The organism is Seonamhaeicola sediminis, from assembly GCF_004358095.2.
GTDB lineage: Bacteria > Bacteroidota > Bacteroidia > Flavobacteriales > Flavobacteriaceae > Seonamhaeicola > Seonamhaeicola sediminis.
In genome coordinates this window covers 62,402-86,947 of record NZ_SMZJ02000003.1, presented here as the reverse complement: position 1 = coordinate 86,947, position 24,546 = coordinate 62,402, and the positions used below count along the sequence as shown (strand labels likewise).

Sequence of the window (24,546 nt, the reverse complement as noted above, 5' to 3'; positions counted from 1 at the left end):
TTTATGAAGCTTAACTACAAAATTATTTTACACTTTTTAGGGCTGCTACTTTTGTTTAATGGTGGTTTTATGTTACTATCGGCATTGGTAAGCTTACTTTATAAAGATGGGGTTACCTTGCAAATATTTTATGCCGGAATCATCACTTTAGCCATAGGACTTGTAGGAATGCTTTTTACAAGAAATCATAAAAAGGAAATCAATAAACGGGACGGTTATGTAGTTGTTACTTTTGGCTGGATAATTATGTCGCTTTCTGGAACCTTGCCTTATGTGTTTACTCAGAGTATTCCTGAGTTTACAAATGCTTTTTTTGAAACAATGTCGGGTTATACAACCACTGGAGCTTCTATTTTAAATGATATTGAAGCTATGCCAAAAGGTGTTCTGTTTTGGAGAAGTTTAACCCATTGGATAGGTGGTATGGGAATCATAGTATTGGCTATAGCTATTTTACCATTATTGGGTATTGGAGGTATGCAACTTTTTGCTGCCGAAGCTCCAGGGCCTAGCGGAGATAAACTGCATCCAAGAATAACAGATACAGCTAAGCGTTTGTGGCTTATTTACTTCGGCTATACTGCTGCTGAAACTATACTATTGCAACTGGCAGGTATGTCGTTTTTTGATGCCATAAATCATGCATTATGTACCCTATCAACGGGTGGGTTTTCAACAAAAAATGCCAGTATAGCGCACTGGAATGGGCAACCTCTAATACAATACATTATCATACTGTTTATGTTTTTGGCAGGAACCAATTTTGTATTGAGTTATTTTGCATTTAAAGGACGCGTTCAAAAAATTATTCAAGACGAAGAGTTCAAACTTTACTTCAAGTTTATTGCAGTTTTCACCATTATTGCAGCTGTAATAATTTATTTTAGGGCAGATGTTAGCGCCTCTTCTGTTAATCACCCCATGGTGTTAGGTGAAGCCGAAAGTGCTTTTAGGCATTCATTGTTTCAGGTTTTAGCCATTATTACAACTACTGGTTTTGTAACTGCAGATTATACCATGTGGACACCTTTCTTGGTGGTTTTCTTTTTTGGACTTATGTTTCTTGGTGGTTCTGCGGGAAGTACTTCAGGAGGCGTAAAAGTGGTACGTCATTTAATATTAATAAAGAATGGTTTTTTAGAGTTTAAACGTACGCTACATCCCAACGCTATTGTACCTGTGCGTTATAATAAAAAAGCTATTAATAGATTTATTGTATTTAATGTATTGGCATTTTTCATTCTTTATATGCTGTCGTTTATAATCGGTAGTTTAGTATTCTCAATGTTTGATATTGATTTTAAATCTGCTATTGGTTTATCCGCTTCAACTTTAGGTAATGTAGGGCCAGCACTGGGTGATTTCGGTCCAGTAAATAATTATGCCTCCTTGCCATCTTTAGCAAAATGGTGGGCATCTTTTTTAATGCTTATAGGGCGTTTAGAGCTCTTTACGGTGCTTATTTTATTTACGCCTTTCTTTTGGCGCAACCGATGATTTTAGTTTGTTAAACACTGGTTTTTAAGGTGTTATTGTAACAAAAGTGTGGTTTAGACGTCTTATTGTTATAAACTAATCAAAAAATATTAACCGTGGAAACAATAGTAACAAATCAAGAGTTTGAATGGAGAGGCATCTTAAATTCATCTTACAAAAGCGTCGTAAAAAGTAACTTTTATAAAAATAAACCAAGTTCACTTTTTGGTGTAAAGCAACAAATAAAAAGCGCTCAACAAAAATTAAATTCAGGTATTGAAATTGCTTTAAAAGTGTGTGCTTTTGTCATTTTACTAATAACGGTTTATTCTTAATACACTAATCTTTTGGGCGCTTCCTGTTTTATAAAAAACAGGTCGGGCTTTACGTACTCGTTTTTTGTGTCCACAAAAGAACTCAAACAAATACTACAATCCCTAACGCAAAGTAACTTATTTATGATAGTTTGGATTGTAACATTTTCTATTTACTTGCCACTAATAATGTAGATAAAACTATTTTGCAAATGCCTTTGTCTGAATCTATGTTGAGTACTCTTAAAAGCAATAAGAATATTATGCTTGATAAATCTAGGCGGTTTAGAAAAACCAAAGGAGGCTATAAGTGGTCAAATAATCAACTTCCTAATCTTCCAAAAGTATCAGAAAATGAATTAGTAGAAATTAGAAAACGTATTCAAAAGGAAAATATATGCTCCAATGTAAAACAATGGTCTTTCTTTTCGATTATATTACTAACTTTTGCTTTATTACTTTTTTACCTGATAAAATATTAAACAAAAAAAAGCCACCGTATCATTTAATCAGTGGCTTTTTAATATATATGTAAGTAAGTTTAGTTTTAGCTTACTGCTTCTTTAATTCTTCTTACTGCTTCAATAATTTGTTCTTGTGACGCAGCATATGAAATTCTAATACAATCCGGATTTCCAAAAGCATCACCTGTTACGGTAGCTACTAAAGCTTCTTCTAATAGATAAAGCGAAAAATCAGACGCATTATTAATGGTTTTACCTCTGAGCGTTTTTCCGAAAAAATGTGAAACATTTGGGAAAACATAAAATGCTCCTTCTGGAGTGTTGGTTTTAAACCCTTCAATGTCACCTAATAAATTTAGAATTAAATCTCTACGTACATTAAATTCATCAATCATATATTGAATACGAGATGGTGGTTCATTCAATGCAGTTATTACAGCACGTTGTGCAATACAGTTAGCCCCACTAGTGGTCTGACCTTGTAATTTATTGCATGCTCGGGCAATTTTTTCAGGAGCACCAATGTATCCAATACGCCACCCAGTCATAGCATAGGCCTTAGAAACACCATTTACAGTGATGGTACGATCATACAATTCTTCAAATTCGGCAATACTGGTGTGTCCTTCTCCGTAATTAATATGCTCATAAATTTCATCAGAAACTACATAAATATCAGGATGTTTTGCTAATACACCAACTAGGGCTTTTAACTCCTCTTTGCTGTAAACAGACCCACTTGGGTTACAAGGTGAGCTAAACCACATCATTTTGGTTTTGGGTGTAATGGCCGCCTCTAGTTGTTCCGCAGTCATTTTAAAGTCTGTGTTAATAGAGGTTTTAACTTCTACAGGAACACCACCAAATAATTTTACAATATCTGCATAACTTACCCAGTAAGGACAAGGTAAAATAACCTCGTCACCATCATTTAACATTACACCTGCAATATTAAATAACGCTTGTTTAGCACCCGTTGAAACTACTATTTGAGATGGAGTATATTTTAGATTATTATCTCTTTTGAATTTAGTAATGATGGCATCTTTTAAGTCGCCATAACCATCAACAGGTGTATAAGAATTGTACCCCTCATTAATAGCATCAATGGCTGCTTCTTTCACAAAATCAGGCACTTTAAAATCGGGTTCCCCAAGACTTAATCCAATAATATCTTTGCCTTCCCCTCTAAGTTCGCGTGCTTTAGCTGCCATAGCCAAAGTAGCAGATGTTGACATACTTAAAATTCTGTCAGATAATAAGCTCATTGTATTTTTTTATTTATTGTTGATTAATAGGTTTTAAGCGAAACTAGGTTTTTTCCCCAGTTCTTTTAACTGATTATAGTGTTCTGCAACAGCTCCCCAAAATGTTTTATATTCATTGTATGGTAGGCTAAATTCTTTTGCAGTTTCCTTTACTATTTTTGCTATTTTCTTGTAGTGAATGTGGCTTATGTTAGCAAATAAATGATGTTCAACTTGTCTGTTCAAACCACCGGTATAAAACCCAACAAACCAGCTTTTAGGTGAAAAGTTTGATGTGGTGAACAATTGATGAATGGCCCAAGTGTTTTTCATATTTCCTTCATTATCAGGTAGTGGCATTTCAGTATTTGGCATTACATGTGCCAATTGAAAAATAACACTTAAAATAATACCTGCTGTATAGTGCATTACAAAAAATCCAATTAAAACCTTCCACCAAACCATTCCAAGGGAAAGCGGTAATACAATCCAAAGAGCATAATACACAATTTTTCCTATGATAAGTTTTGTCCATTGCGTAGCAGGATTAGGAAATTTACCATAAGATAGTTTTCTTTTTAGGTAATTGTATGATTGAATAAAATCTGTTACAATAGCCCAATTAGCCGTTAGTAAACCATATAAAAAGAACGCATAAAACTTTTGGTATTTATGAAATTTATACCATTTGGCATGCTTAGAAAATCTAATAATTCTTCCGGCATCAATATCTTCATCATGGCCTTGAATGTTTGTATATGTATGGTGTAGTACATTGTGCTGAACTTTCCAGTTGTAATCGTTACCAGCTAAAATGTAAATACTACTACCCATAAGTTTATTAACCCATTTTTTACTTGAAAAAGAACCGTGGTTAGCATCATGCATCACATTCATACCAACACCAGCCATTCCAATTCCAACTATAACCATGCATAAAATCTGTAGCCAACCCGGTAATTCATAAGATAAAACCAAAATCACAGGAACAATTAGTAATGAGAACATTACAATGGCTTTGACATACAGTTTCCAGTTACCTGTTTTTTTTAGGTTATTTTCTTTGAAGTAAGAGTTAACACGTTTGTTTAACGTTTTAAAAAACTTTGCGGAGTCATTTCTTGAAAAAGACAGAGCTTGTTTTGACATACTATTAATTTATTCAGTTTTTGTAGAGTGGGTATTTTACTTACCGGGCGCAAAGATAGGGATAAACCCATTTATGTAATAACGTTTTTTATTAAAAATATGCACATAAAAAGTATATTTTTGTTGAAAATTTAACAGAATGGACCTCATATTAAAGTATTTTCCTAATCTTTCCGAAGACCAAATTATAAAGTTTAAAAAGCTAGAAACGCTTTATCAAGACTGGAATTTAAAGATAAATGTGGTGTCGCGTAAAGATATAGATGAGCTTTATTTGCGCCATGTACTGCACTCCTTGGCAATATCAAAATTGATAAATTTTAAAGCAGGTACAAAAATAATGGATGTTGGTACTGGTGGTGGATTTCCAGGAATTCCATTAGCCATTATGTTTCCTGAATGTTCTTTTCATTTAGTTGATAGTATTGCCAAAAAACTAAAGGTAGTAAATGAAGTGGTTGAAGGTTTAGGGCTAACCAACGTAAAAACCACTCACAGTAGAGTTGAAGATATAACTGATACTTACGACTTTATTGTTAGTAGAGCTGTTGCTGCTATGCCTACTTTTGTACATTGGGTAAAAGGTAAAATTGCAAAAAATCAAAACAACAATTTAAAAAATGGGATTCTGTATTTAAAAGGGGGTGATTTAACAGAAGAGTTAAAAGATTATACTACCGTTACTATTTATAACCTTTCAGACTTTTATACGGAAGACTTTTTTGAAACAAAGAAATTGGTACACTTGCCCATGAAGTATAAAGTCTAATTTTTAGAATTCACTTCTAGAACTTGATATCTTTTTGTAAAAAAGTAGCCATATTTTTTTGTAGTTGCAAGGCATAGCCATAATAACTTTTAAAGCTAACTTGCTGGTCTTTTTGTTAAATTTAATAGCTTAAAGAAAAGGGGTTCTTTAAGATTATTCGAATGGAAAAACGATGTTTTGTCAAAGTACTTTATTGTTTATATTTCAAACAGTCATTTTTATATAATACCTAAATATTTTTACTTTCACTTAATGAAAAAGTTAAGCATTTACACAAACTTGCTTCTGACTTCCCAAGCCTTCAATTTCAAGTTCTACAACATCATTCTCTTTTAAATATTGAGGCGGGTTAAAACCTAATCCAACTCCGGGAGGTGTTCCTGTATTTATGATGTCTCCTGCTTCTAATGTCATAAATTGAGATAAATGATGAATGATCTGATATACACCAAAAATCATAAAACTAGTATTGCCATTTTGTTTTTGAACCCCATTAACCAATAATCTCATGTTAAGGTTATGAACATTATTAATCTCATCAGGTGTCACTAAATAAGGGCCTAAAGGGTTGAAATTATCGCAAGATTTACCTTTGGTCCATTGGCCACCTCGTTCTAACTGAAATGCTCTTTCGGACACATCATGAGAAGTACAATATCCTGCAATACAGTCTTTGGCTTCTTCAATAGAATTTAGATATCTGGTATCTTTTTTAATAATAACACCTAATTCCACTTCCCAATCTGTTTTTTTAGAATTTCTAGGGATGATAATATCATCATATGGACCAACTACGGTATTAGAACCTTTTTGAAATATAATGGGTTCTTCAGGAATAGCCATTCCAGATTCCTCGGCATGATCAGAATAGTTTAGCCCAATGCATATTACCTTACCTGGGCGCGCTACACAGGCTCCCCAACGTTCAGATTCATCTATATTAGGATAAATCGAAATATTTTTCAGACATTCATCTAATTTTTTAAGCCCTTCATTATTAAAAAAATCTTTATCCCAGTCCTTGAATTCAGAAGATAAGTCTTTACGTACGCCTTTGATTAGAACACCAGGTTTTTCTTGCTCTAAAGCTCCAAAACGAATTAATTTCATTGTCTTGTTTTTAAAATTTGTAGATTATTTATAAAGTAAAAGTATCAATTGGTTAAATGTGTAAAACCTCCATCAATATCATAATTACTGCCTGTAATAAATGAAGCTTCATCAGAACATAGATAGAGGACAAGGTTTGCTACTTCCTCTGGTCGTCCCATTCTGCCAATAGGCTGGGACTTTGATAATTTTTTAAACATGGCCATTTCTTGACCAGGGTAGTTTTTCTTTAAAAATCCGTTTACAAAAGGGGTATGTACTCTACCTGGTGAAATACAATTGCAACGAATATTGTAGTTTATATAATCTTTAGCTACTGAGCGTGTCATCCCAACTACAGCACTTTTGGTCATACTGTAAGCAAACCTGTCTTTTATCCCAACTGAAGCTGCAATAGAAGCCATATTAATAATAACACCTCCAGTAGATTTCAAAAAGGGTAAGGAAGATTTCATTACATGAAAAACACCTTTTACATTTACAGAAAACAGTTTGTCAAAATCTTCTATAGCTGTTTTTTCAAGGCTTCCTATATGAGCTATACCCGCATTATTAATAATAATATCTAGCTTTTTTTCGGATCCAGCAGCAGACTTAATCGCATCATCAACCTCTTTCTTAATAGATATATCACATTTTTTAAAAACTGCTTGCCCTCCTTTTTTAAAAATATCCATGATGACACTATTAGCTCCTATTTCGTCAAAATCTAAAATATAAACCAACGCTCCTTGTTGCGCTAAAACTTTGCTAATAGCGCTTCCAATACCGCTACTACCTCCAGTAACAATAGCCTTTTTGTTTTTTAAACTAAATATGTTCATTTTACATCAACTAGCTATTATGTTTATAGTATTGTTTATTAAGAAAAGTACTTTAATTGTCTTTTAGCTTACAGGGATTTCAGATTTAAAAAAATAAATCGATTTTTACTCATTTCAGGAACCATGATTAATCCCTTTTTCGCATTAATACCTAAATCGGCAAATTGCGAAAAGCCAGAGATTACTTCTTCTACATCTCCATCTTCACTAATCTTTAATAGCCTTCCTCCTGTCCAATCTGTTGCATAATAGAACTTGCCATACTTTATAACACCATCAAAGTTTGCTATAGGTAACCCTTTACCTATAGGCTTTATCTCTTTTGTTTTTAGATTAATTTTCATTAACGTGCCTTTCCTGCTAGTTTCAAAAGTTGCACGATTGGTCATTGGACCCCATGTGACCACAATTAAATGTTGTCCATCTACCCATAAACCATTAGGACACTCTAGGATATCATCTTTTATAAAAATCTCTATATTTTTATCTTTCGGTAGTTTGTAAATACTGTTTGTAAATGTGTCTGATACGTAAATATCTCCGTTTGAGGTAGCCGCAACATCATTAGCGAACTCAGAATTTGGTAAAGTTATTTTTCTAATAATTTTTCCTTTAGAAATGTCTATTTCTACTAGAACACCTCTATCTGCAACATACAACAGGTTTTTATGAGATGCCATACCTGTTGGTGCATCTAAATCTTCAATCCATCTATTTGATATAACATTTCCGTTTTCGTCTAAGCGAGTAATCCACCCGTAACCATCTTTTTCAATCGTTACTTTTTCTCCGCCAAGGCTAGAAATGAACCAATTTTTTGAAACACCGTCCCAATACGCATTTTCTGGATTGTCTAGAATGTTATTTAGATTAGTATGTAGTGTTTTGTATGTAGTGTCCACCAAAGTATTCCATTTATTAATAGAACGAGACAGGTGATCTTGAGGGACTTCTTCTATACCAAAAGTATGTAATATGGTTTTGCCTTTAAATTTTATTTTTTGCAAGGCTGATACAAATTTAGACACATCATAATCACCTTTATCTAAAGGTTTTATGGCGTCAGACCAATTTCCTTCATCATTACCAAACATGGTTATATTAGAACCTGAAATGGAAGCAAACTTTAAATATGGAGCTGATTTTATAGCAACATCTAACAAACGGTTTCCATTACCGGCTCTTAATTCATGACATAAATGTAATGTTAGATAGAGGTTTGGTGCATTCAATTCCTCAATGTAAGGAATGGCTTCTTCGGCAGATTCTATGAAACAATTATCGTGCGGATATATAACAATGTTCTTATTTAATTTTTGGGCTTCAGATGTCATGTCTTTCAAAAGCTTTAAGGTTTTTTCCTCTGTAGCATCTTTCTTCAAGATGATAACCCATAAATCTGTTCCTTCTGGCAATAGACTTAATACTTTACGCCATGATTTGTTTTCTTTTTCAAAATCATTAGAGAAATTAAACGGAAAATAAATTACGGGAATTGATAATTTTCCTGAAGAAAATACTTCAGTATCTAAATAGTCTTGTAGTTTTTTTATTTGTTCATCGTTTTTTACAATAAAAGTAGTTCCACTGTAGCCAAGTTTATCAAAAAGTTCTGCCCGCCGGGGAATGGTTAAACTATCCATCTTAAAGTCAAAAGCGTACAAAGATTTATCAATGCCCTGAGCTCCTATGTACATTGATAAAACAAAAAATAATAATTTTATTAAAGATTTCATTTATAAGTTCTTACGTTATATTAATGTGTTTGTTTTAAAATGGTTTTGAAATTTTATAAATGTTCAACACTAAATTAAGAAGAGCTAATTTATCGATAAAGATTAAAAAAACAATCATGCCCCTTCTGTGGAACGACCATATTCGGCAGGATGGTTTTTTGGAATAGGTAACGTAATTTTATATGATATAAATTACCTTCAGAAAATTATTATGTGTAAGTCTTTTTTGTTTCTTCTATTATATCCTATTGCCTTTTTTGCTCAGGATTCTAAAACCTCTTTGAGTATAAATACAAATACGTATAATCAAATAGAATTAAGTGTTTTAGATGGTGATATATATAATATTAAAACCTCAGGAAAAGACCCTTATTTATTTTTTAATCCTTTAGAAAAAGATTTAGATAAAAAAAATAATCGTTTGGTATTTGAATATTTTTGTCCTACAGGATTAGATTTTTTAGAAATTCATTTTTATCCTCAAAATAAAGACTTAAAGCCGAAAATAATTAGAGATATTGGTTCCACTGAAGGATGGGTTACGTTTAGCATCGATTTGTCTGAAGCATTAAAAAATTGGGGTAAAAAAGGAGATTATTTAAGATTAGATTTAGGCTCAGTACCTGCTCTAAATATACAGTTAAAGCATTTAGTTTTTAGACAGCAAACAAAACGAGAACTGGAGATTTCCAAAAACAAAGTACTTAAAAAGAAACAAGAAGCTATACTTGAGCGTAATTTAGTTGCTTATTTAGAAAAAGACTTTCCTAGTCAAATTTCAAATGTATTGCTAACAGATGAAATCGTAAGATTAAAAGGTAAAGTGTCAGACAATAAAAAATTATATTTAGCAGAAGTAGGGGTTTATGAAGATGCCACAGAACTTAAAGATTTTAGCTTTTTAGAAGCTATCAAACCTAAAGATAAAACCTTTAATATTACACTTAATCGTTTTAAAACTCAGCACGGATATAAACAAGATAGACTACTTTCAAAATGGATAATTGTAGAAAAAAAAGAAGATAAATATAAAGTAGCTTCTCATGCACGCTACGCAGATTCTATAGTGCCAAAATATAATTACCCATTTAAAAAACCATCCACAAAAAAGGGGTTGGGAGGATATAGTATTAATAGAAAAGCACCATACACAGATTTAGACAGTTTAGGCATTACCAGCGTAACCGTTAATATTTGGATTTCAAAATTTTTTCGCTCAAATCCCTCTCCTGAAAACATGCCTTTTGAATACATGGGAGACACCTATTATGTAAATAAAAAACAAATTAATAATCTTGACAATACATTTTTAAGTACCTCAGAACGAGATATTGAGGTATCAGCTATTTTGCTTGTAGATAAAGCCTCAAGAACTCCTGATAAAAAAATAGGGCAAATACTTGAGCATCCAGATTGTGATCCTTCAGGGATATATAGTATGCCTAACTTAACTAACCCTAAAGGTGTTCAATATTATTCTGCAATTCTTGATTTTTTAGCAGCTAGGTATAGTAGACCAGACAAAAAATTTGGACGCATTCATCATTGGATTATTCACAATGAAGTAGATGCTGGTTGGGTATGGACCAATGCTGGAGAAAAAACAGCGTTAGTATTTATGGATATTTATCATAAATCTATGCGGATCTCTCATAATATTGCTAGAAAGTATAATCCTAATTCAAAAGTGTTTATTACTCTGACGCACTATTGGAATTGGACATCAAATCCACACTTTTATCATTCCAAAGAGCTGTTGGAGATGTTATTAAAATTTTCAAACAAAGAAGGCGATTTTGAATGGGCAATAGCTTATCACCCCTACCCAGAGTCTTTACGAGAACCTAAGACATGGTTAGATAAAAAAGTGAGTTTTGATTTTGATACACAACTTATAACATTTAAAAATATTGAAGTATTAGATGCTTGGGTAAAGCAACCAGAAGTATTATTTAAAGGAAAAAGCAAGCGTCTGGTTTATTTATCTGAAAACGGAACTAACTCACCCACCTATAGAGAACAGGATTTAAAGGAACAGGCGGCAGGAATGGCTTATGCGATGAAAAAAATTAAATTTCTAGACGGCATTGATGGATTTCAATACCATAATTGGCAAGACAATAGAAATGAAGGAGGCTTACGTATAGGTCTTAGACGTTTTCCAGACGACAAAGACGATCCTGGAGGCATTAAACCTGTTTGGAAAGTATATCAAGCTTTTGGAACAGAAATGGAAAATGAAGTTTACGACCAATACAAATCAATTATAGGCATAAATAGTTGGGATGAAATTCGCCATATAGGCCCTGTTAATGAAACACGAAACCAAAACTAAACAGACAGTAATTACACTATAGCCAATGAAAAATTTAAAATTAAGCAGTATTTGTCTTTGCGCATTATTCTTATTAGGGTGCGAATCAAAAGCAAATAAGAATAGTATAGAAGATAAAAACACCTCCCGCCCTAATATCATCTTTATACTTGCCGACGATTATGGTATTATGGATAGTCAAGTTTACGCTAATAAATTTACTGGCACACATCCAGACGAAATGTTTTATGAGACACCAAACATTGATAAATTGGTAAGTGAAGGAACATCCTTTTCGCAAGCCTATGCAAATCAATTATGTTCGCCTACAAGAGCCAGTATATTAACAGGTAAATATGCAGGGAGAATTGGTTTTACTACAGCTATGCCGCCAACAGCCACTTATTACAATCAAAACGAAGAAGTCCCTAACGGCTATTATATACATGATATTTTTGAACACAAAGACCCCATAAAAATTGAGCAAGCACTCACTAACGGAATTTCTAATTCGGCTATCCCAACAGGCAGTGAACTTGATGGGGGGAGAGATGAGCTTTCTATCGCCGAGGCGCTTAAAGATTATCATTCAGGCTTTATTGGAAAATGGCATCTTGGGGGTTTTGGAGCTAAAGGGTATCAACCCAAAGACCAAGGCTTTGAGTCTTTAGCCTGGTTTGATGCTGGAGGGTCTACCTATTATAATTGGAGAAAAATATGGAATGATAAAACAAATAAAATGTTTCCAAAAGTTGCTCCAGAAGCTCTAGAAATAGGAGGTTCAGGGAAAGAAACTAATGAAACGTATTTAACAGATGATTTAACCGTACAAGCTTTACAGTTTATAGAAGATAGAGCAAAAATAAAGGACAAACCATTTTTCTTGTACTTTTCTCATTTTGCTATACATACACCTTATCAGGGTAAAGCAGACGAAATATCTCATTTTGAAAATAAAGAAAATAAAGGGTGGAATGGACACAATGATCCAGTTTACGCTTCTATGATTAAGAGTTTAGACCGCTCCGTTGGAGATATTTTAAATAAACTAAAAGAGCTTAACATTGAAGATAACTCACTTGTTGTTTTCATGTCTGATAACGGGGGTATTGATGCCGAAGTTACCCCAAATAATAAAGGCACTAACAACGATCCTTTTTTAGGTGGTAAAGCTTGTGTAACAGAAGGCGGCATTCGAGTACCTTTGGTTTTTAAATGGAAAGGTAAAGTTCAAAAAGGTAAATGGGTAGACGTTCCTGTAGACTGCACAGATATTTATCCCTCTTTATTGGATGCGGCAGGTTATAACGCTAGAGACATTGTATCTAAAAATAATCTTGATGGTGAAAGCTTAATGCCAGTGCTTTCTGATATTAAAAATAAGAAAAATAGTTATACTAAAACAACTCATTATTGGCATTACCCTTTTAATGTTATTTATAATAGTCCTTTTGAACCTTTTGCACTTACACCTCATTCTGCAATTCGAGACGGCGATTACAAGCTAATTTTCGATTGGTATGGGAGGTTGTATCTATATAATATAGAGAAAGACCCCTATGAGAAAAACAACTTAATAACAGAAAACCCAGAACTTAAAGATACAATGTTTAACAAATTGATGAGTTGGTTAAAACTGAATGTAGATATACGTTATTGGCCAACGGTTAATGAAAATTATAACCCTAAAAAAGAAGTTAGAGATACACCATTTGTAGATATGTTTTCATCATTAAAAGCAGACATCTAATTCTAATATTTTCACAAATAAACTACCAATGAAAAAAAATTGCCCGTTCTACACTCATTATTCTAAAAATACATCTTTTAATATTAGATATTTTTTACTTTTTATTGCTATTTGTTTTACGGTAAGCTGTAAAACTGAAATAACAAAAGAAACAGAGTCACCAAATATTATTGTAATTATGGCAGACGATTTGGGTTATAGCGATTTAGGGTGCTATGGTGGAGAAATAAGTACGCCATCTCTAGACAACATGGCTAGTGAAGGGATTCGTCTTCCTAATGTTTTCAATGCTGGCATGTGTGTAGCTTCAAGAAGTGCAATGCTAACGGGTAAATGGTGGCCAAGAGCTGGTTTTGGCGCTCAAAACGGACCCAATATTGCCCAAGAACTAAAGAAAGAAGGCTACAGAACAGGTTTAATAGGAAAATGGCATTTAGATGGCACACCAAATGAAAAAGGATTTGATTACTTCTTTGGTTTTTTAGGAGGTTATTCTTCTTATTTTAAAGGAGGTAAAGACTATAGGATTAATGAAGAAAAATATGAAGACTTTGGTAACGCTTTCTATTCTACAGATGCTTTTTCTGAGAGTGCCGTTGAATTTGTGAAATCTGACAATGCACAAAATAAAGCACCTTTCTTTTTGTATTTAAGTTATCAATCTCCTCATAATCCGTTGCAAGCACCGAAGGAAGATATTATGAAATATCGCGGTTCTTATTTAAAAGGTTGGCAATCTGTTAGAAAACAGCGTATAGAAAAACAAAAAGCTTTAGGGCTTATAGCAGATGGAGTTCCTCTTCCAGACTATCCTCAAAACTTACCAGACTGGAGCACTTTAACAGACGCCCAAATGGATTTAGAAGATTTAAGAATGTCTGTTTATGCCGCTATGGTAGAACGTATGGATAAAGGTATTGGGCAATTAATAGATGCTTTAAAGGCCACCAATCAAGATAAAAACACATTAATACTATTTTTAAGTGATAATGGTACAGATTCTTTTTCAGTGCTTGATAAAATATTACTCAAAAAAGGGCTTTTGCCTGGGGATGTAGGTTCCAACTATCAATTGGGTACAGGTTGGGCTTATGCAAGTGTTAGCCCTTTAAGACTTTATAAAATAAGCCAACACTCTGGAGGTGTAAAAACTGCTGCAATCGTAAGGTGGCCAGAATCTATAGAAAACCCTAATTCTATAAACACTGAAGCTATTAACTTAGTAGACTTTATGCCAACATTTTTAGAGGCTGCAAAATCAGTTTCAGTATCAGAAAATAACACATTTTCAGGACAATCTTTTCTACCAATGTTAAAGGGGGAATCATGGAAACGAGAGGCTCCAATGTACTTTCAGTTTATGGATAATCGCGCTATGCGCACTTCGGAATGGAGTTTAATTGAAGTAGATGGTAGTGGTTGGGAGTTATACAATACCATAAAAGACCCTTTAGAAACTAATGATGTATCTAACATTTATAAAGACCAAGTATTAGAACTGGAAAAAAAGTGGCTTAATTGGTGGATAACCGAAAGCGGAGAGTCTGATTATCAACCTAAAAGCACAGAGGAAAGCCCTCACTATAAACCACAGGGCGATCGTGGAACTGGTGTTATGTACTCCCCTTCAGCAATGCCTGAAAAATTGAGCAAAAAATATAGTATAAAAGGGTAGCAGGAAATAAAAGAGGCTGTCTGAAAAGTCAAGACAGCCTCTTTTTTATTCGGGTAGGTGTAGGAGAGATTTTTCAAATACCCGATTCTCAAGGACTTAAAAAAACTTTTCAGACAGCCTCAAAAAAACTTCCAACTAATTAATAACTAAATATTAGTATTAAAAACACTCAAAAGTAAAATCATGATATCTTTTCTATGTTGTTAAGAAAGAATTTAATGTGTTTCTAACATATATATCTGCCTACTATTGTAACATTACTTACTTACCTCATTTTTTTTGTCCAACGCGTTTTTCATCAAAAATACAATTGATGGGATTTGCTCCTGATCTGAACTTTGGCAGCAACTTGTCAAATAGATGAATAAAGAAAATAGGATAATTAGGTTTTTATTTTGAATGAATATTTACCTGAGCCAACTTTAAGTATTGTAAATTTATCATCAGACTGCAAAACCTTGATATCTGAGTTTTTATTTAAAGGCATATTACTTTCTTTAATTTTATAAACTTCAGATGTTGGAATATATACTTTAGCACTTGTATTTGTTGGTATTTTAATATCCATATTTAAATGATTTTTTTCCCAATCCCAAGCTGAAGATATAGTACCGTTAATACTCTTATAACTCCCTTTTATAAAGTTCATCTCTCTACTTACTGCTGGTTTTATAATTATATTTCTGTAACCAGAATCTTCCGTATCTATCCCAACAGCATTTATAAACATCCATTCTGCCACAGATCCAAAAGCATAATGGCTAAATGAGTTCATTTTACTATTAATATCTGAATTTGACAATTCATCTTTGGTATAACTATTCCAACGCTCCCAAATAGAGGTGCTACCATTTACAACAGAATATCCCCAACTTGGGTATTCGGTTTGCTTAAATAGTTTGTAAGCGATATCATCATATCCGTATTTTGATAATGAGAGCATAACATGTTTTGTTCCCAGAAAACCGGATGAAAACTTAAATCCATTCTTTTCAATTTTTTCTGCTAATCGAGCAGCTCCTTTTTTTGCGAGATGTTCTGGAAATAAATCAAAATATAAGGCGAGGGCATAGGTGGTTTGTGTGTCTTCAGATGTATATCCATTTTCTAAAATGTATTTTTTAGCAAAAGCTGTTTTTATGTTTTGGAATAGCGTCTTATACTTTTTAGCATCAGCTGTTTTTCCTAATGCTTCAGCCATTTCAGCCATTAATTTAGCATCAAAACCATAAAAAGATGCCCCAATAAAGTCATGACTTGTCTTTTCGTTTACCGAGAGCCAATCACCCCAATTATTCCCTCCACCAGGTCTAATAAAATCCGTACTGGCATCAGCTTGAAATTCCATAAACTTCTCCATCCCAGAATACATATATTCTAAAATTCGAGAATCGTTATACACTTTGTACATGTTATACGGAATAATAATACCCGCATCCATCCAAGCAGGAGCGTATTGATTTGGTCTTGAATAGGGAAATGGTGCAAAATTAGGGTAAGCACCATACCAACGTTGGGCATCGTCTACATCAATTAAAAATTTTGACATAAAAGGAGCTACATCGGCATTAAAAGATGCAGAACGCATAAAGGTTTGCGCATCTCCAAGCCAGCCTAAACGCTCATCTCTTTGAGGGCAATCGGTTGGAATGTCAAAAAAATTAGCTTCTTGAGTCGTTTTAATATTTCCATAAAGCTTATTATTCATTGTATTAGACGAACTGAAAGTACTCGTATGGGTTTCAATAGAGCTCAATACTAAACCAGTAATAGCATCTAATGTAGGTTTACCGGGAAACCCAATAACTTCTACATATTGAAAACCATGATAAGTGAATCTAGGTTGCCAAACTTCCTCTCCCTCTCCTTTTAGAATATATGTATCCGTTGCTCTTGCTAAACGAAGGTTTTCTGTTAAAATGTTGCCATCTCTTTTTAAAATCTCTCCAAACCTAAGTGAGATTTTAGTGCCTTTTAGGCCTTTTACTTTTAACTCTGCTATACCAGCAATGTTTTTGCCCATATCAAAAACATAAGTTCCAGGTTTTGGTTCAGTTATTTTAATAGGGCGAATACGTTCTGTGTTTTTTACTAGGTTACCAGGGTGTACTTGTAATTTTCCATTAGGGTAGGTGTATACTTTAGGTGTTTCCCAAGATTTATCATCATAATTTGGACTATCCCAACCTGTGTTTTCCATAGTAGCATCGTAAGTTTCTCCCATTAAAATATCAGCCTCACAAATAGCACCTTGGCTAGACTTCCAAGTTGTATCAGTTGGAATAATTTCTATACTACCATCTTCATATTCTAAATGTATTTGTCCCATGAATGATGGATTAACTCCATAATATTCACGCACTTTATCTAAACGAACCAATAAACCATAGCCAATGTATCCAGCATACCACCCATCAGCAACTATGGCACCTACAACATTTTCTCCTTCGTTAATATATTTGGTAATATCATACGTTTGGTAATACAAACGCTTGTTGTAGTCTGTCCATCCTGGAGCAAAATAGTCATCTCCCACTTTACTTCCGTTTAGTCTCAATTCATATAAGCCTAAAGCGGTTGTATAGGCTATTGCCTTTTTTATCTTTTTTTTAGGAGTAAATGACTTACGAAGGTATCTTGCGGGAGGTAGATATAAACTATCATATTTATCTGTTTTATCGTATCCAACGTCATGACTAATAAAAAGTCCTTTCCAATTTGAAAATTTTAATAATCCCATAGACCAGTGAGCTGTTTCGCTCCAACTGGATTCAGTATTTGATTCATCCCAAACCTTTACTTTCCAATAATATGTTGTATGAGACCTTAATGAAACGCCTCCATATTCAACCTGATTAGTATCACTAGAGGTAATTTTTCCACTGTCCCATATATCTCCTTCATTTTCACTTAACTTTTCTAGAGAAGAGGATACGAGTATTCTATAGGCTGTTTGGTACCTGTTTCTTCCCTCTGCTTCTAAAACCCAGCTAAATCTGGGTTTTAAAACATCCATCCCTATAGGGTTTGTAAGGTATTCTATTTTTAATGTATCAATGTTTAGGGGTGTTTTGTTAACTAATACATTATAGATACTTGTAAAATGAGTGATTAGTAAAAAAACGATAACTTTAATTTTCATAATGCACAATATTTTTTGTTAAACTGAAAAAAAGGCTACCTTAAAGTAGCCTTTAAAAACTAAAACTAACTCAAAAAAATTACCAACCAGGGTTATTTTCAGGGATTTGAGGATTATTATTAACTTCACTTACAGGTATAGGCCACAAATTGAAATTTGGATTGTATGGTGTATTTGTTGGTGACCAAATTATGTTCTCAGGATGTTGTGATAAAACTTCTTCTACTTTACCTAACCTTCTAATGTCATAGATTTCTTGAAATTCAAAAGAAAGCTCTTTATAACGTTCTTCATACACATATTCAGCAAATTCTTCTTGCGTCATACCATCTGGAGCATCAGTTGCTAGTGCTCTTGACCTTACTCTGTTTAAATAACCATAGGCTGTAGCTGTTGGACCATTTAAACTATTCTCAATTTCAGCAGCCATTAGTAGTGCATCAGAATATCTATAAACAATCATATCTGGATCACCATTAACCGCTTCTTGATCAATATCTATATACTTGTTTTGGTATATACCGTTACGCTCGGGATAATTATCATCCTTATAGGTTCTAGTGACTCCATCTCTATCAACATAAGAGTATGACATAGTAACGTCTCTTCTGGTGTCGGTAGTATCAAAAGAATTGTAAAAGTCCTCTGTAAATCCACCATGAGTTTGACCAAGACCTGGGTTGTTAAGTCTATTTGCAGAACCCCAAACATGTCCAAAAGCCGTACCTTGACTTGCGGTAGATTGTGTTTGTTGAATAGCAAATATGCGTTCATCGTTATTGTCTATACGAATAGCATCGTCATAGCTTGCTAATAATTTATAACCTTGAGCGGTGTCTTCTAAATCAATAACTTCTTGTAATTTAGCTTTAGCTAATGACATAGCACTTGCATCCTGCAATGGAAGTCCTGCCATAGTTAAGTAAACTTTGGCTAGGAGAAACTTAGCGGTGGCCTGAATAGGTCTTCCTATTTGAGTTGCACTTCTTTTATCGCTTGGCAAGTTGGTTTCGGCTTCTTGTAAATCTAAAATAATTTGCTGGTATACATCTGCTATTGGTGTTCTAGGAAGTTGAGCTTCTTCAGCTGTAATAGCAGGCTTTAAAGGCATTGGAACGTCTCCAAAAAGTTGAACTAGATTGAAGAAAGACCATGATCTTAAAAATTTAGCCTCAGCAATTATTTCTTTTCGTGCTATTTCTTCTTCACTGTCAAATTCTCTTCCTTCTAATTCTGCAATAAGGACATTAGATCTAAAGATACCTTGATAAAAGGGGTTCCAAACACGAGGTAAAGAAATAGCCTCAGTAGCATCAGTAGTATAGTTAGCCCACATTCTTCTCCACCACACTCTAGATTGCATTTTTGGTGAAGGGACCACAGTTAATGATGCCAAACCAAAATCATAGAGGCTAACAGCTCTGTTAAATGAATTATAAATTGAGGTCACTGCCACTTCGGCCTCATCTACGTTTTGATAAAAGTTTGATGGGCTGATTTCTGAATACACTTCTTCTTCTAAATCAGAACAAGCTACGAGACCGGCCAGTAGAATTATATATTTTAATTTTTTCATTATTGTTTTATTTAAATTAAACTATTATTAGAAACCAACATTTATACCTAAAGTAAAAGTTTGCGCTCTTGGATAGGTTGCGAAATCTATACCTTGAGCAAGATTATTGCCACCGCGAATATTTACCTCTGGGTCAAAGCCTGAATAGTCTGTAAAGGTTAGTAGGTTGGTTCCTGTTACATAAATTCTTGCAGATGCTATTACCTTAATTTTTTCAACAGGAACATTATATCCAACACTAAGGTTTTTTAACCTAATATATGACGCATCTTCTATAGTAGCAGAGTTTGGTGCAAAAAAACCTCCATTACCTCCAGTATAATTAGGATATCGAGTATTATTTGTAGGGTTTTCAGGTGTCCATCGGTTTTCATACCAATCTTTAAAGGCATTATTCACAATTCTACCAGTGCCCATAAAAGAGTTGTTGAGATTCATGACATCATTTCCAATAGATCCTTGAAAAAATACACTTAAAGTAAAATTTTTATACGTAAAGTCGTTGTTCCAACCAAAAATATAATCGGGGTTTGGATTACCTATAATACCTCGATCTAAACCACTTATTATACCATCTGGAACTCCATTTGGACCACTTATATCTTGGAATTTATAATGGCCAGGAGCTTGTCCGCCAAGTGTTGGAACTGTTGCTGTACCAGAAGTGTCAAAATCACTTTCTTGTAATATACCAATTACCTTATATCCATATAAAGCGCCAAATGGCTCACCTACTCGCATAACGTTTGTAGGGTCTGTTACAATATTTGTGGCAGGTCCAGGGCCAAATATATCGGCATCATTGTCTCCAAGGCTTACAACAGTTGCTTTATTGTTACTCCAGTTAAAATTAGTGTTCCACTTAAAGTCTTTTTTATCTATTATATATCCTCCCAATACAATTTCAAATCCTTTGTTTTCAATGCTCCCTGCATTGGCAGTAAGAGAGTTAATTCCAGCTGAATTTGGAAGTGGGAAATTTAATAATAAATCGTCTGTCGTTTTTTTGTAATAATCTATAGAAGCATTAAATCTGTTTTTTAGAAACCCGGCGTCCAATCCAATGTTAAACTGCTTTGTTTTTTCCCATTCTAAATTTGGGTTTCCAATTCTTATAGGTGCTAAACCAGAATATAAAATATCACCATATACAGCATTCGCAGTCCCTAAAAGGGTTAAAGACTGCAATGGCGATATAGATTGAGACCCTGTAATACCATAACTAGCTCTAAACTTCAAGTTAGATACCGTTTCTGATTCTTTTAGAAAATTTTCATTTGATATAGTCCAACCTAGACCTATAGAAGGGAAATACCCCCATTTTTTGTTTTCAGCAAAAACGCTGGAGCCATCAGCACGAGCTGTTAGTGATAAGTAATATCTTTTATCGTAGTTGTAGTTAAATCTAGCATAGTAAGATGATAAAATTCTTTCAATCCTAGAGCTTGTGGGAATTATAGGGTCTAAGCCCAAACCAACATTATCGGTTTCTAAGTTATCAACAGGAAAATTATCTACGATAGTATTTAAACGGCGTGTGTTATCAATTTGATAAGAATACCCTCCAGTTAAATCAATATTGCTTAGCTCAAATGCTTTGTTATAGTTTAAATACGATTCAACTAAATAATTACGATTACTACTAACATTATAAACAGCTCTAGAATTACGTAATCGTCCTTGTCTGGTTGTTTTAGGGAAATAAACTTCTCTTCTACTGTTAGAACTATTTGTACCTAACGAAAGGTTAAAGGTGAAATTTTCTGATATTTTATACTTTGTTAAGATACTTAAAATTAAATTCTCATTATAGGTTTCATTTCTTATGTCTCTTAGTTCTACCAAAGGATCCGTAAAAAAATTACTTGTACCATCACCTTCGTCGATAGGGTCATCAGGAGTTGCTGTTGGAGCATTTTTGTAAGCTGAAAAAACAGAACCTGAGTTTATAATAGAACCAGACCCTTCTCCTGATCTATTATTTTGTGAACGCACATAGTTCACAGATGTGCTGGTAGTTAAACGATCAGTAAGGTTATTATCTACATTTAGCCTGATATTACCTCTAGAAAAATCTGTGAATTTTACGATTCCTTCATTTTTCAAGTAATTAGCCGATAAGAAATATCTTGACTTACTGCCTCCGCCAGATGCAGTAAGTTGATATCTGTTGGTCATAGCTGTTCTCAAAATTCTATCCAACCAATCTGTGGTCGATGCGTTTTCTGGCAAGGGTCTATCAACCCCGTCAAACAGTATAGGTGTATTGTTTATAACAGCTACTTCATTTCTCCATTTAGCATACGTTGGTCCATCTAAAACTTCTGGAAAATCTTTAATATCACTAAATCCTGTTTCTGCTGTTAAATTAATTTGAGTAGCCTGCTCATAATTCCCTTTTTTTGTGGTAACAATTATTACTCCATTTGCACCTCTCGACCCATAAATAGCAGTTGACGAGGCATCTTTAAGAACCTCAACAGATTCAATTTCAGCCGGGTTTAGAAAACTTAAAAGGTTCGATGAGGTTTGGTTACCATCTCCTGCTCCTCTGGCAGAAGCTTCATTTCCTGTAGGCATAGGGTAGCCATCTATTACTATTAAAGGCGAATTATCTCCTAGTATGGAGTTATTACCTCTAATTCTAATAGTAACCTCTCCACCAGGCTCACTAGATGTATTAGTAATGTTTAATCCTGCTGTACGACCTTGAAGTGCCATATCAAAAGTAGGAACTGGCATTTTAGCAATATCTTCACCTTTAACAGATCCTACCGAGCCAACTAAATCAGCTCTAGTTTGGGAGCCATACCCAACCACAACAACAGCATCAAGCCCTTCTGTATCTTCTTCTAGAACAATATTTATTGTAGATTTTCCAGCCACAGATATCTCTTTAGTACTAAAGCCTAAATAAGAGAAAACTAATACTTGTGAACCAGATGTTAACTTTATTTTAAAATTACCTTCAAAATCAGTTACCTGACCGTTTTTTGTTCCTTTTTGAATAATATTTACCCCAGCTAATGGCATTCCATCTTCTGAAGTAACATTACCAGTTACAGTACTCTCCTGCGAATACATTCCAAGAGACATTAAAATAAAGCACAAAAACAGTACTTTTTTGTGAGTTTTTTTAAGTTGTTTTTTCATCATTTACTTAAATTTAGTTAATTGGATTTAGTTAATTTATTTTGGATATTGGTAAAACTATATCATTTCAAAGAGAATTCCATCCTGTCGAATCTGTGATATTTGTAATGATTTTAGTATAATTAAATTTGGTTTTTCAGTTCAATAAGATATTGTTGACAAGGTGTTATAACCATCTTTATTAAATTTAATACTCTGTAAAAGTGTGTTTTACTATATATTGAAGGTGCTCTTTCTTAAATTTAAGTTTGTAAGATTTATCTTTTATTTTATTTATCTTTATTGTAGGATAATAATACATCTTAAAACCATTTTTTAGATAGGGTAAGCAATTTTTAAAATAGTTTAAAGTTTACTGAAAGTGTTAAGGCTAAATAGTACCCTAAAGCAAAAAATATTTGAACTGGTTAAAACTTTGACATAATTATTTTTGAAGAGACCTAGATATTATTGATGATTAAGTATTTTATCTCTATTTAAGATACCTCTGGAGTCCAAGGCAGTTTTTAAAGATTGCATAAGTTTTATTTCCTCATTTGAGCGACAAAATTTTAGGTAAGGTTTTTTATGGATCCCTATACCATGCTCTGCAGAGACCGATCCTCCAAGACCAGTTAAGGGAGTATATATAATATTATTAATTTTATCTATGAGTTCAGTCGAATTATTGCTTTTACTTATTAAAAAGTGAATATTTCCATCGGCTACATGGCCATGAGCAAAAAAGTTGTCTATTTCTGGTATTTTATTTAAAATATTAAAAACAGTGTCAACGTAGGTGCCTATTTCTGAAACAGGAAGACTTACATCAAAATTCTGTACATTATTGCATTGGGAAACAAGAATATCTACATCTTCTCTAATTCTCCAAAACAACTCTGTATGTTGCACTGATTGCGCCAAAGCAGCATCTAAGATAAGTTTAGCCATCAAAGCTTCTTCCAGTAATGATTCTAATCTTTGTTGATCTTGCTCGTGATTACTGCCCAAACTTTCTATAAGAACGTAATATTTATATCCGTAGGATAAAGGCTTTGAAATATTTGTAGAAGGATTGGTCATAGCTTTAAAATTACGTTCCCATAATAACTCATAACCACTTAGGGTACCCGCTAAACCTTCATCTATAAATTTTAAAAATGACACTACATTTTCAAAATCGTTCATAGCTACAAATGCACTATTTCTACTTTTGGGTTTTTGTTGTAGCCTTAATATGGCTTTAGTGATTACTCCTAAAGTGCCTTCAGAGCCAATAAATAATTGTTTTAAATCATAACCTGAATTATCTTTTATGATTTTTTTCAGGGAAGAGATAATAGTCCCATCAGCTAAAACCACCTCCAACCCTAAAATTAAATTTCTTGTCATGCCATATCGAAAAACACGAAGTCCACCAGCATTTGTTGCAATTACTCCTCCTATTTGAGCTGAACCTTGAGCGCCAAAACTCATAGGGAATAATAAATTTTCTTTTTCTACTTCCTGATGTATAGTTTCTAGGACTACCCCTGATTGTACGGTTATTGTACGGCTAGATAAGTCCAATTCTTCAATGACATTCATTTTTTCCATACAAATGACTAATTCATCAGCGTTGGTTTCTGTACTCCCTGTAAGATTTGTTAATCCTCCATGTACTACAATGGGCTGGTGGTATTTATGACAAATAGTTAGGATATCTGAGACATCCTGAGTTGTTGACGGAAATACTACAGCTTTGGCACACAAAGGCTTGTCCATTTCCCATATATGCTCATATCTCTCTTTAACTTTTTCTCCTATAAGAACTTTGTTAACTCCAAGTTTTTGTTCAATTTGTTTAATATGTTCTTCAATCATAATCT

General features: G+C 33.6%; 16 protein-coding genes. 7 read left to right on the top strand and 9 right to left on the bottom strand.

Annotation, left to right across the window (positions count from 1 at the left end; genetic code table 11):
* Nucleotides 1–3: 3 nt before the first annotated feature.
* From E1J38_RS04960 to E1J38_RS04950, 3 genes are all read left to right on the top strand, one after another.
* Nucleotides 4–1,497 carry a TrkH family potassium uptake protein gene (locus tag E1J38_RS04960; protein WP_133356072.1) on the top strand — a complete coding sequence of 498 codons (1,494 nt, stop codon included), beginning with the start codon at nt 4–6 and terminating at the stop codon, nt 1,495–1,497.
* A 95-nt stretch (nt 1,498–1,592) separates the two neighbouring features.
* Complete coding sequence (locus E1J38_RS04955; protein ID WP_133356071.1) at nt 1,593–1,811, top strand: hypothetical protein; 219 nt, start codon at nt 1,593–1,595, stop codon at nt 1,809–1,811.
* 131 nt (nt 1,812–1,942) lie between these two features.
* On the top strand, nt 1,943–2,272 hold the full coding sequence (locus E1J38_RS04950) for a hypothetical protein (protein ID WP_133356070.1): 330 nt from the start codon (nt 1,943–1,945) through the stop codon (nt 2,270–2,272).
* 65 nt (nt 2,273–2,337) lie between these two features.
* On the opposite strand, the gene E1J38_RS04945 is transcribed toward E1J38_RS04950, so the two are convergent.
* Nucleotides 2,338–3,522, bottom strand: a complete 1,185-nt coding sequence (locus tag E1J38_RS04945) for a pyridoxal phosphate-dependent aminotransferase (protein ID WP_133356069.1) — start codon at nt 3,520–3,522, stop codon at nt 2,338–2,340.
* 33 nt (nt 3,523–3,555) lie between these two features.
* Nucleotides 3,556–4,650: a fatty acid desaturase family protein gene (locus E1J38_RS04940; protein WP_133356068.1), complete on the bottom strand. Its 1,095-nt coding sequence runs from the start codon at nt 4,648–4,650 to the stop codon at nt 3,556–3,558.
* Nucleotides 4,651–4,789: 139 nt separating this feature from the next.
* On the opposite strand from E1J38_RS04940, the gene rsmG reads away from it, so the two are divergent.
* Complete coding sequence (gene rsmG, locus E1J38_RS04935; RefSeq protein WP_133356067.1) at nt 4,790–5,419, top strand: 16S rRNA (guanine(527)-N(7))-methyltransferase RsmG; 630 nt, start codon at nt 4,790–4,792, stop codon at nt 5,417–5,419.
* 261 nt (nt 5,420–5,680) lie between these two features.
* Here the strand turns inward: rsmG and E1J38_RS04930 are convergent, their stop codons facing one another.
* The 3 genes from E1J38_RS04930 to E1J38_RS04920 form a co-directional block, all read right to left on the bottom strand.
* Nucleotides 5,681–6,529, bottom strand: coding sequence for a fumarylacetoacetate hydrolase family protein (locus tag E1J38_RS04930; protein ID WP_133356066.1), 849 nt, complete (start codon nt 6,527–6,529; stop codon nt 5,681–5,683).
* Nucleotides 6,530–6,573: 44 nt separating this feature from the next.
* Complete coding sequence (locus E1J38_RS04925) at nt 6,574–7,353, bottom strand: SDR family NAD(P)-dependent oxidoreductase (RefSeq protein WP_133356065.1); 780 nt, start codon at nt 7,351–7,353, stop codon at nt 6,574–6,576.
* Between the two features lie 68 nt (nt 7,354–7,421).
* A complete protein-coding gene (locus E1J38_RS04920; RefSeq protein ID WP_133356064.1) occupies nt 7,422–9,089 on the bottom strand; it encodes a TIM barrel protein in 1,668 nt (555 codons plus the stop codon).
* Nucleotides 9,090–9,300: 211 nt separating this feature from the next.
* Between E1J38_RS04920 and E1J38_RS04915 the strand changes: the two genes are divergently transcribed.
* Genes E1J38_RS04915 through E1J38_RS04905 form a run of 3 tightly spaced genes read left to right on the top strand, consistent with a single transcriptional unit; the run spans nt 9,301 to nt 14,828 of the window.
* A complete protein-coding gene (locus E1J38_RS04915; RefSeq protein ID WP_145774286.1) occupies nt 9,301–11,424 on the top strand; it encodes a DUF5722 domain-containing protein in 2,124 nt (707 codons plus the stop codon).
* Nucleotides 11,425–11,449: 25 nt separating this feature from the next.
* Complete coding sequence (locus E1J38_RS04910; RefSeq protein ID WP_133356062.1) at nt 11,450–13,153, top strand: sulfatase; 1,704 nt, start codon at nt 11,450–11,452, stop codon at nt 13,151–13,153.
* Nucleotides 13,154–13,181: 28 nt separating this feature from the next.
* Entirely contained in the window at nt 13,182–14,828 is a 1,647-nt protein-coding gene (locus E1J38_RS04905) for an arylsulfatase (protein WP_133356061.1), read from the top strand.
* 382 nt (nt 14,829–15,210) lie between these two features.
* Here E1J38_RS04905 and E1J38_RS04900 read toward each other — a convergent pair whose 3' ends face one another.
* From E1J38_RS04900 to E1J38_RS04885, 4 genes are all read right to left on the bottom strand, one after another.
* Nucleotides 15,211–17,970: an alpha-L-rhamnosidase gene (locus tag E1J38_RS04900; RefSeq protein WP_133356060.1), complete on the bottom strand. Its 2,760-nt coding sequence runs from the start codon at nt 17,968–17,970 to the stop codon at nt 15,211–15,213.
* 79 nt (nt 17,971–18,049) lie between these two features.
* Nucleotides 18,050–19,546, bottom strand: a complete 1,497-nt coding sequence (locus tag E1J38_RS04895) for a RagB/SusD family nutrient uptake outer membrane protein (protein ID WP_133356059.1) — start codon at nt 19,544–19,546, stop codon at nt 18,050–18,052.
* A 27-nt stretch (nt 19,547–19,573) separates the two neighbouring features.
* The gene (locus E1J38_RS04890; RefSeq protein WP_133356058.1) at nt 19,574–22,702 is read right to left on the bottom strand and encodes a SusC/RagA family TonB-linked outer membrane protein; all 3,129 of its coding nucleotides are present in this window, start codon (nt 22,700–22,702) and stop codon (nt 19,574–19,576) included.
* Nucleotides 22,703–23,146: 444 nt separating this feature from the next.
* On the bottom strand, nt 23,147–24,541 hold the full coding sequence (locus E1J38_RS04885; RefSeq protein ID WP_133356057.1) for an FAD-binding oxidoreductase: 1,395 nt from the start codon (nt 24,539–24,541) through the stop codon (nt 23,147–23,149).
* Nucleotides 24,542–24,546 lie beyond the last annotated feature (5 nt).

Coding starts and splice junctions, on each gene's coding strand:
- E1J38_RS04895 (WP_133356059.1), bottom strand. CDS start 19,546: ATGAAAAAATTAAAATATATAATTCTACTGGCCGGTCTCGTAGCTTGT.
- E1J38_RS04885 (WP_133356057.1), bottom strand. CDS start 24,541: ATGATTGAAGAACATATTAAACAAATTGAACAAAAACTTGGAGTTAAC.
- E1J38_RS04910 (WP_133356062.1), top strand. CDS start 11,450: ATGAAAAATTTAAAATTAAGCAGTATTTGTCTTTGCGCATTATTCTTA.
- E1J38_RS04960 (WP_133356072.1), top strand. CDS start 4: ATGAAGCTTAACTACAAAATTATTTTACACTTTTTAGGGCTGCTACTT.
- E1J38_RS04890 (WP_133356058.1), bottom strand. CDS start 22,702: ATGATGAAAAAACAACTTAAAAAAACTCACAAAAAAGTACTGTTTTTG.
- E1J38_RS04905 (WP_133356061.1), top strand. CDS start 13,182: ATGAAAAAAAATTGCCCGTTCTACACTCATTATTCTAAAAATACATCT.
- E1J38_RS04920 (WP_133356064.1), bottom strand. CDS start 9,089: ATGAAATCTTTAATAAAATTATTATTTTTTGTTTTATCAATGTACATA.
- E1J38_RS04925 (WP_133356065.1), bottom strand. CDS start 7,353: ATGAACATATTTAGTTTAAAAAACAAAAAGGCTATTGTTACTGGAGGT.
- E1J38_RS04945 (WP_133356069.1), bottom strand. CDS start 3,522: ATGAGCTTATTATCTGACAGAATTTTAAGTATGTCAACATCTGCTACT.
- E1J38_RS04900 (WP_133356060.1), bottom strand. CDS start 17,970: ATGAAAATTAAAGTTATCGTTTTTTTACTAATCACTCATTTTACAAGT.
- E1J38_RS04930 (WP_133356066.1), bottom strand. CDS start 6,529: ATGAAATTAATTCGTTTTGGAGCTTTAGAGCAAGAAAAACCTGGTGTT.
- rsmG (WP_133356067.1), top strand. CDS start 4,790: ATGGACCTCATATTAAAGTATTTTCCTAATCTTTCCGAAGACCAAATT.
- E1J38_RS04915 (WP_145774286.1), top strand. CDS start 9,301: ATGTGTAAGTCTTTTTTGTTTCTTCTATTATATCCTATTGCCTTTTTT.
- E1J38_RS04940 (WP_133356068.1), bottom strand. CDS start 4,650: ATGTCAAAACAAGCTCTGTCTTTTTCAAGAAATGACTCCGCAAAGTTT.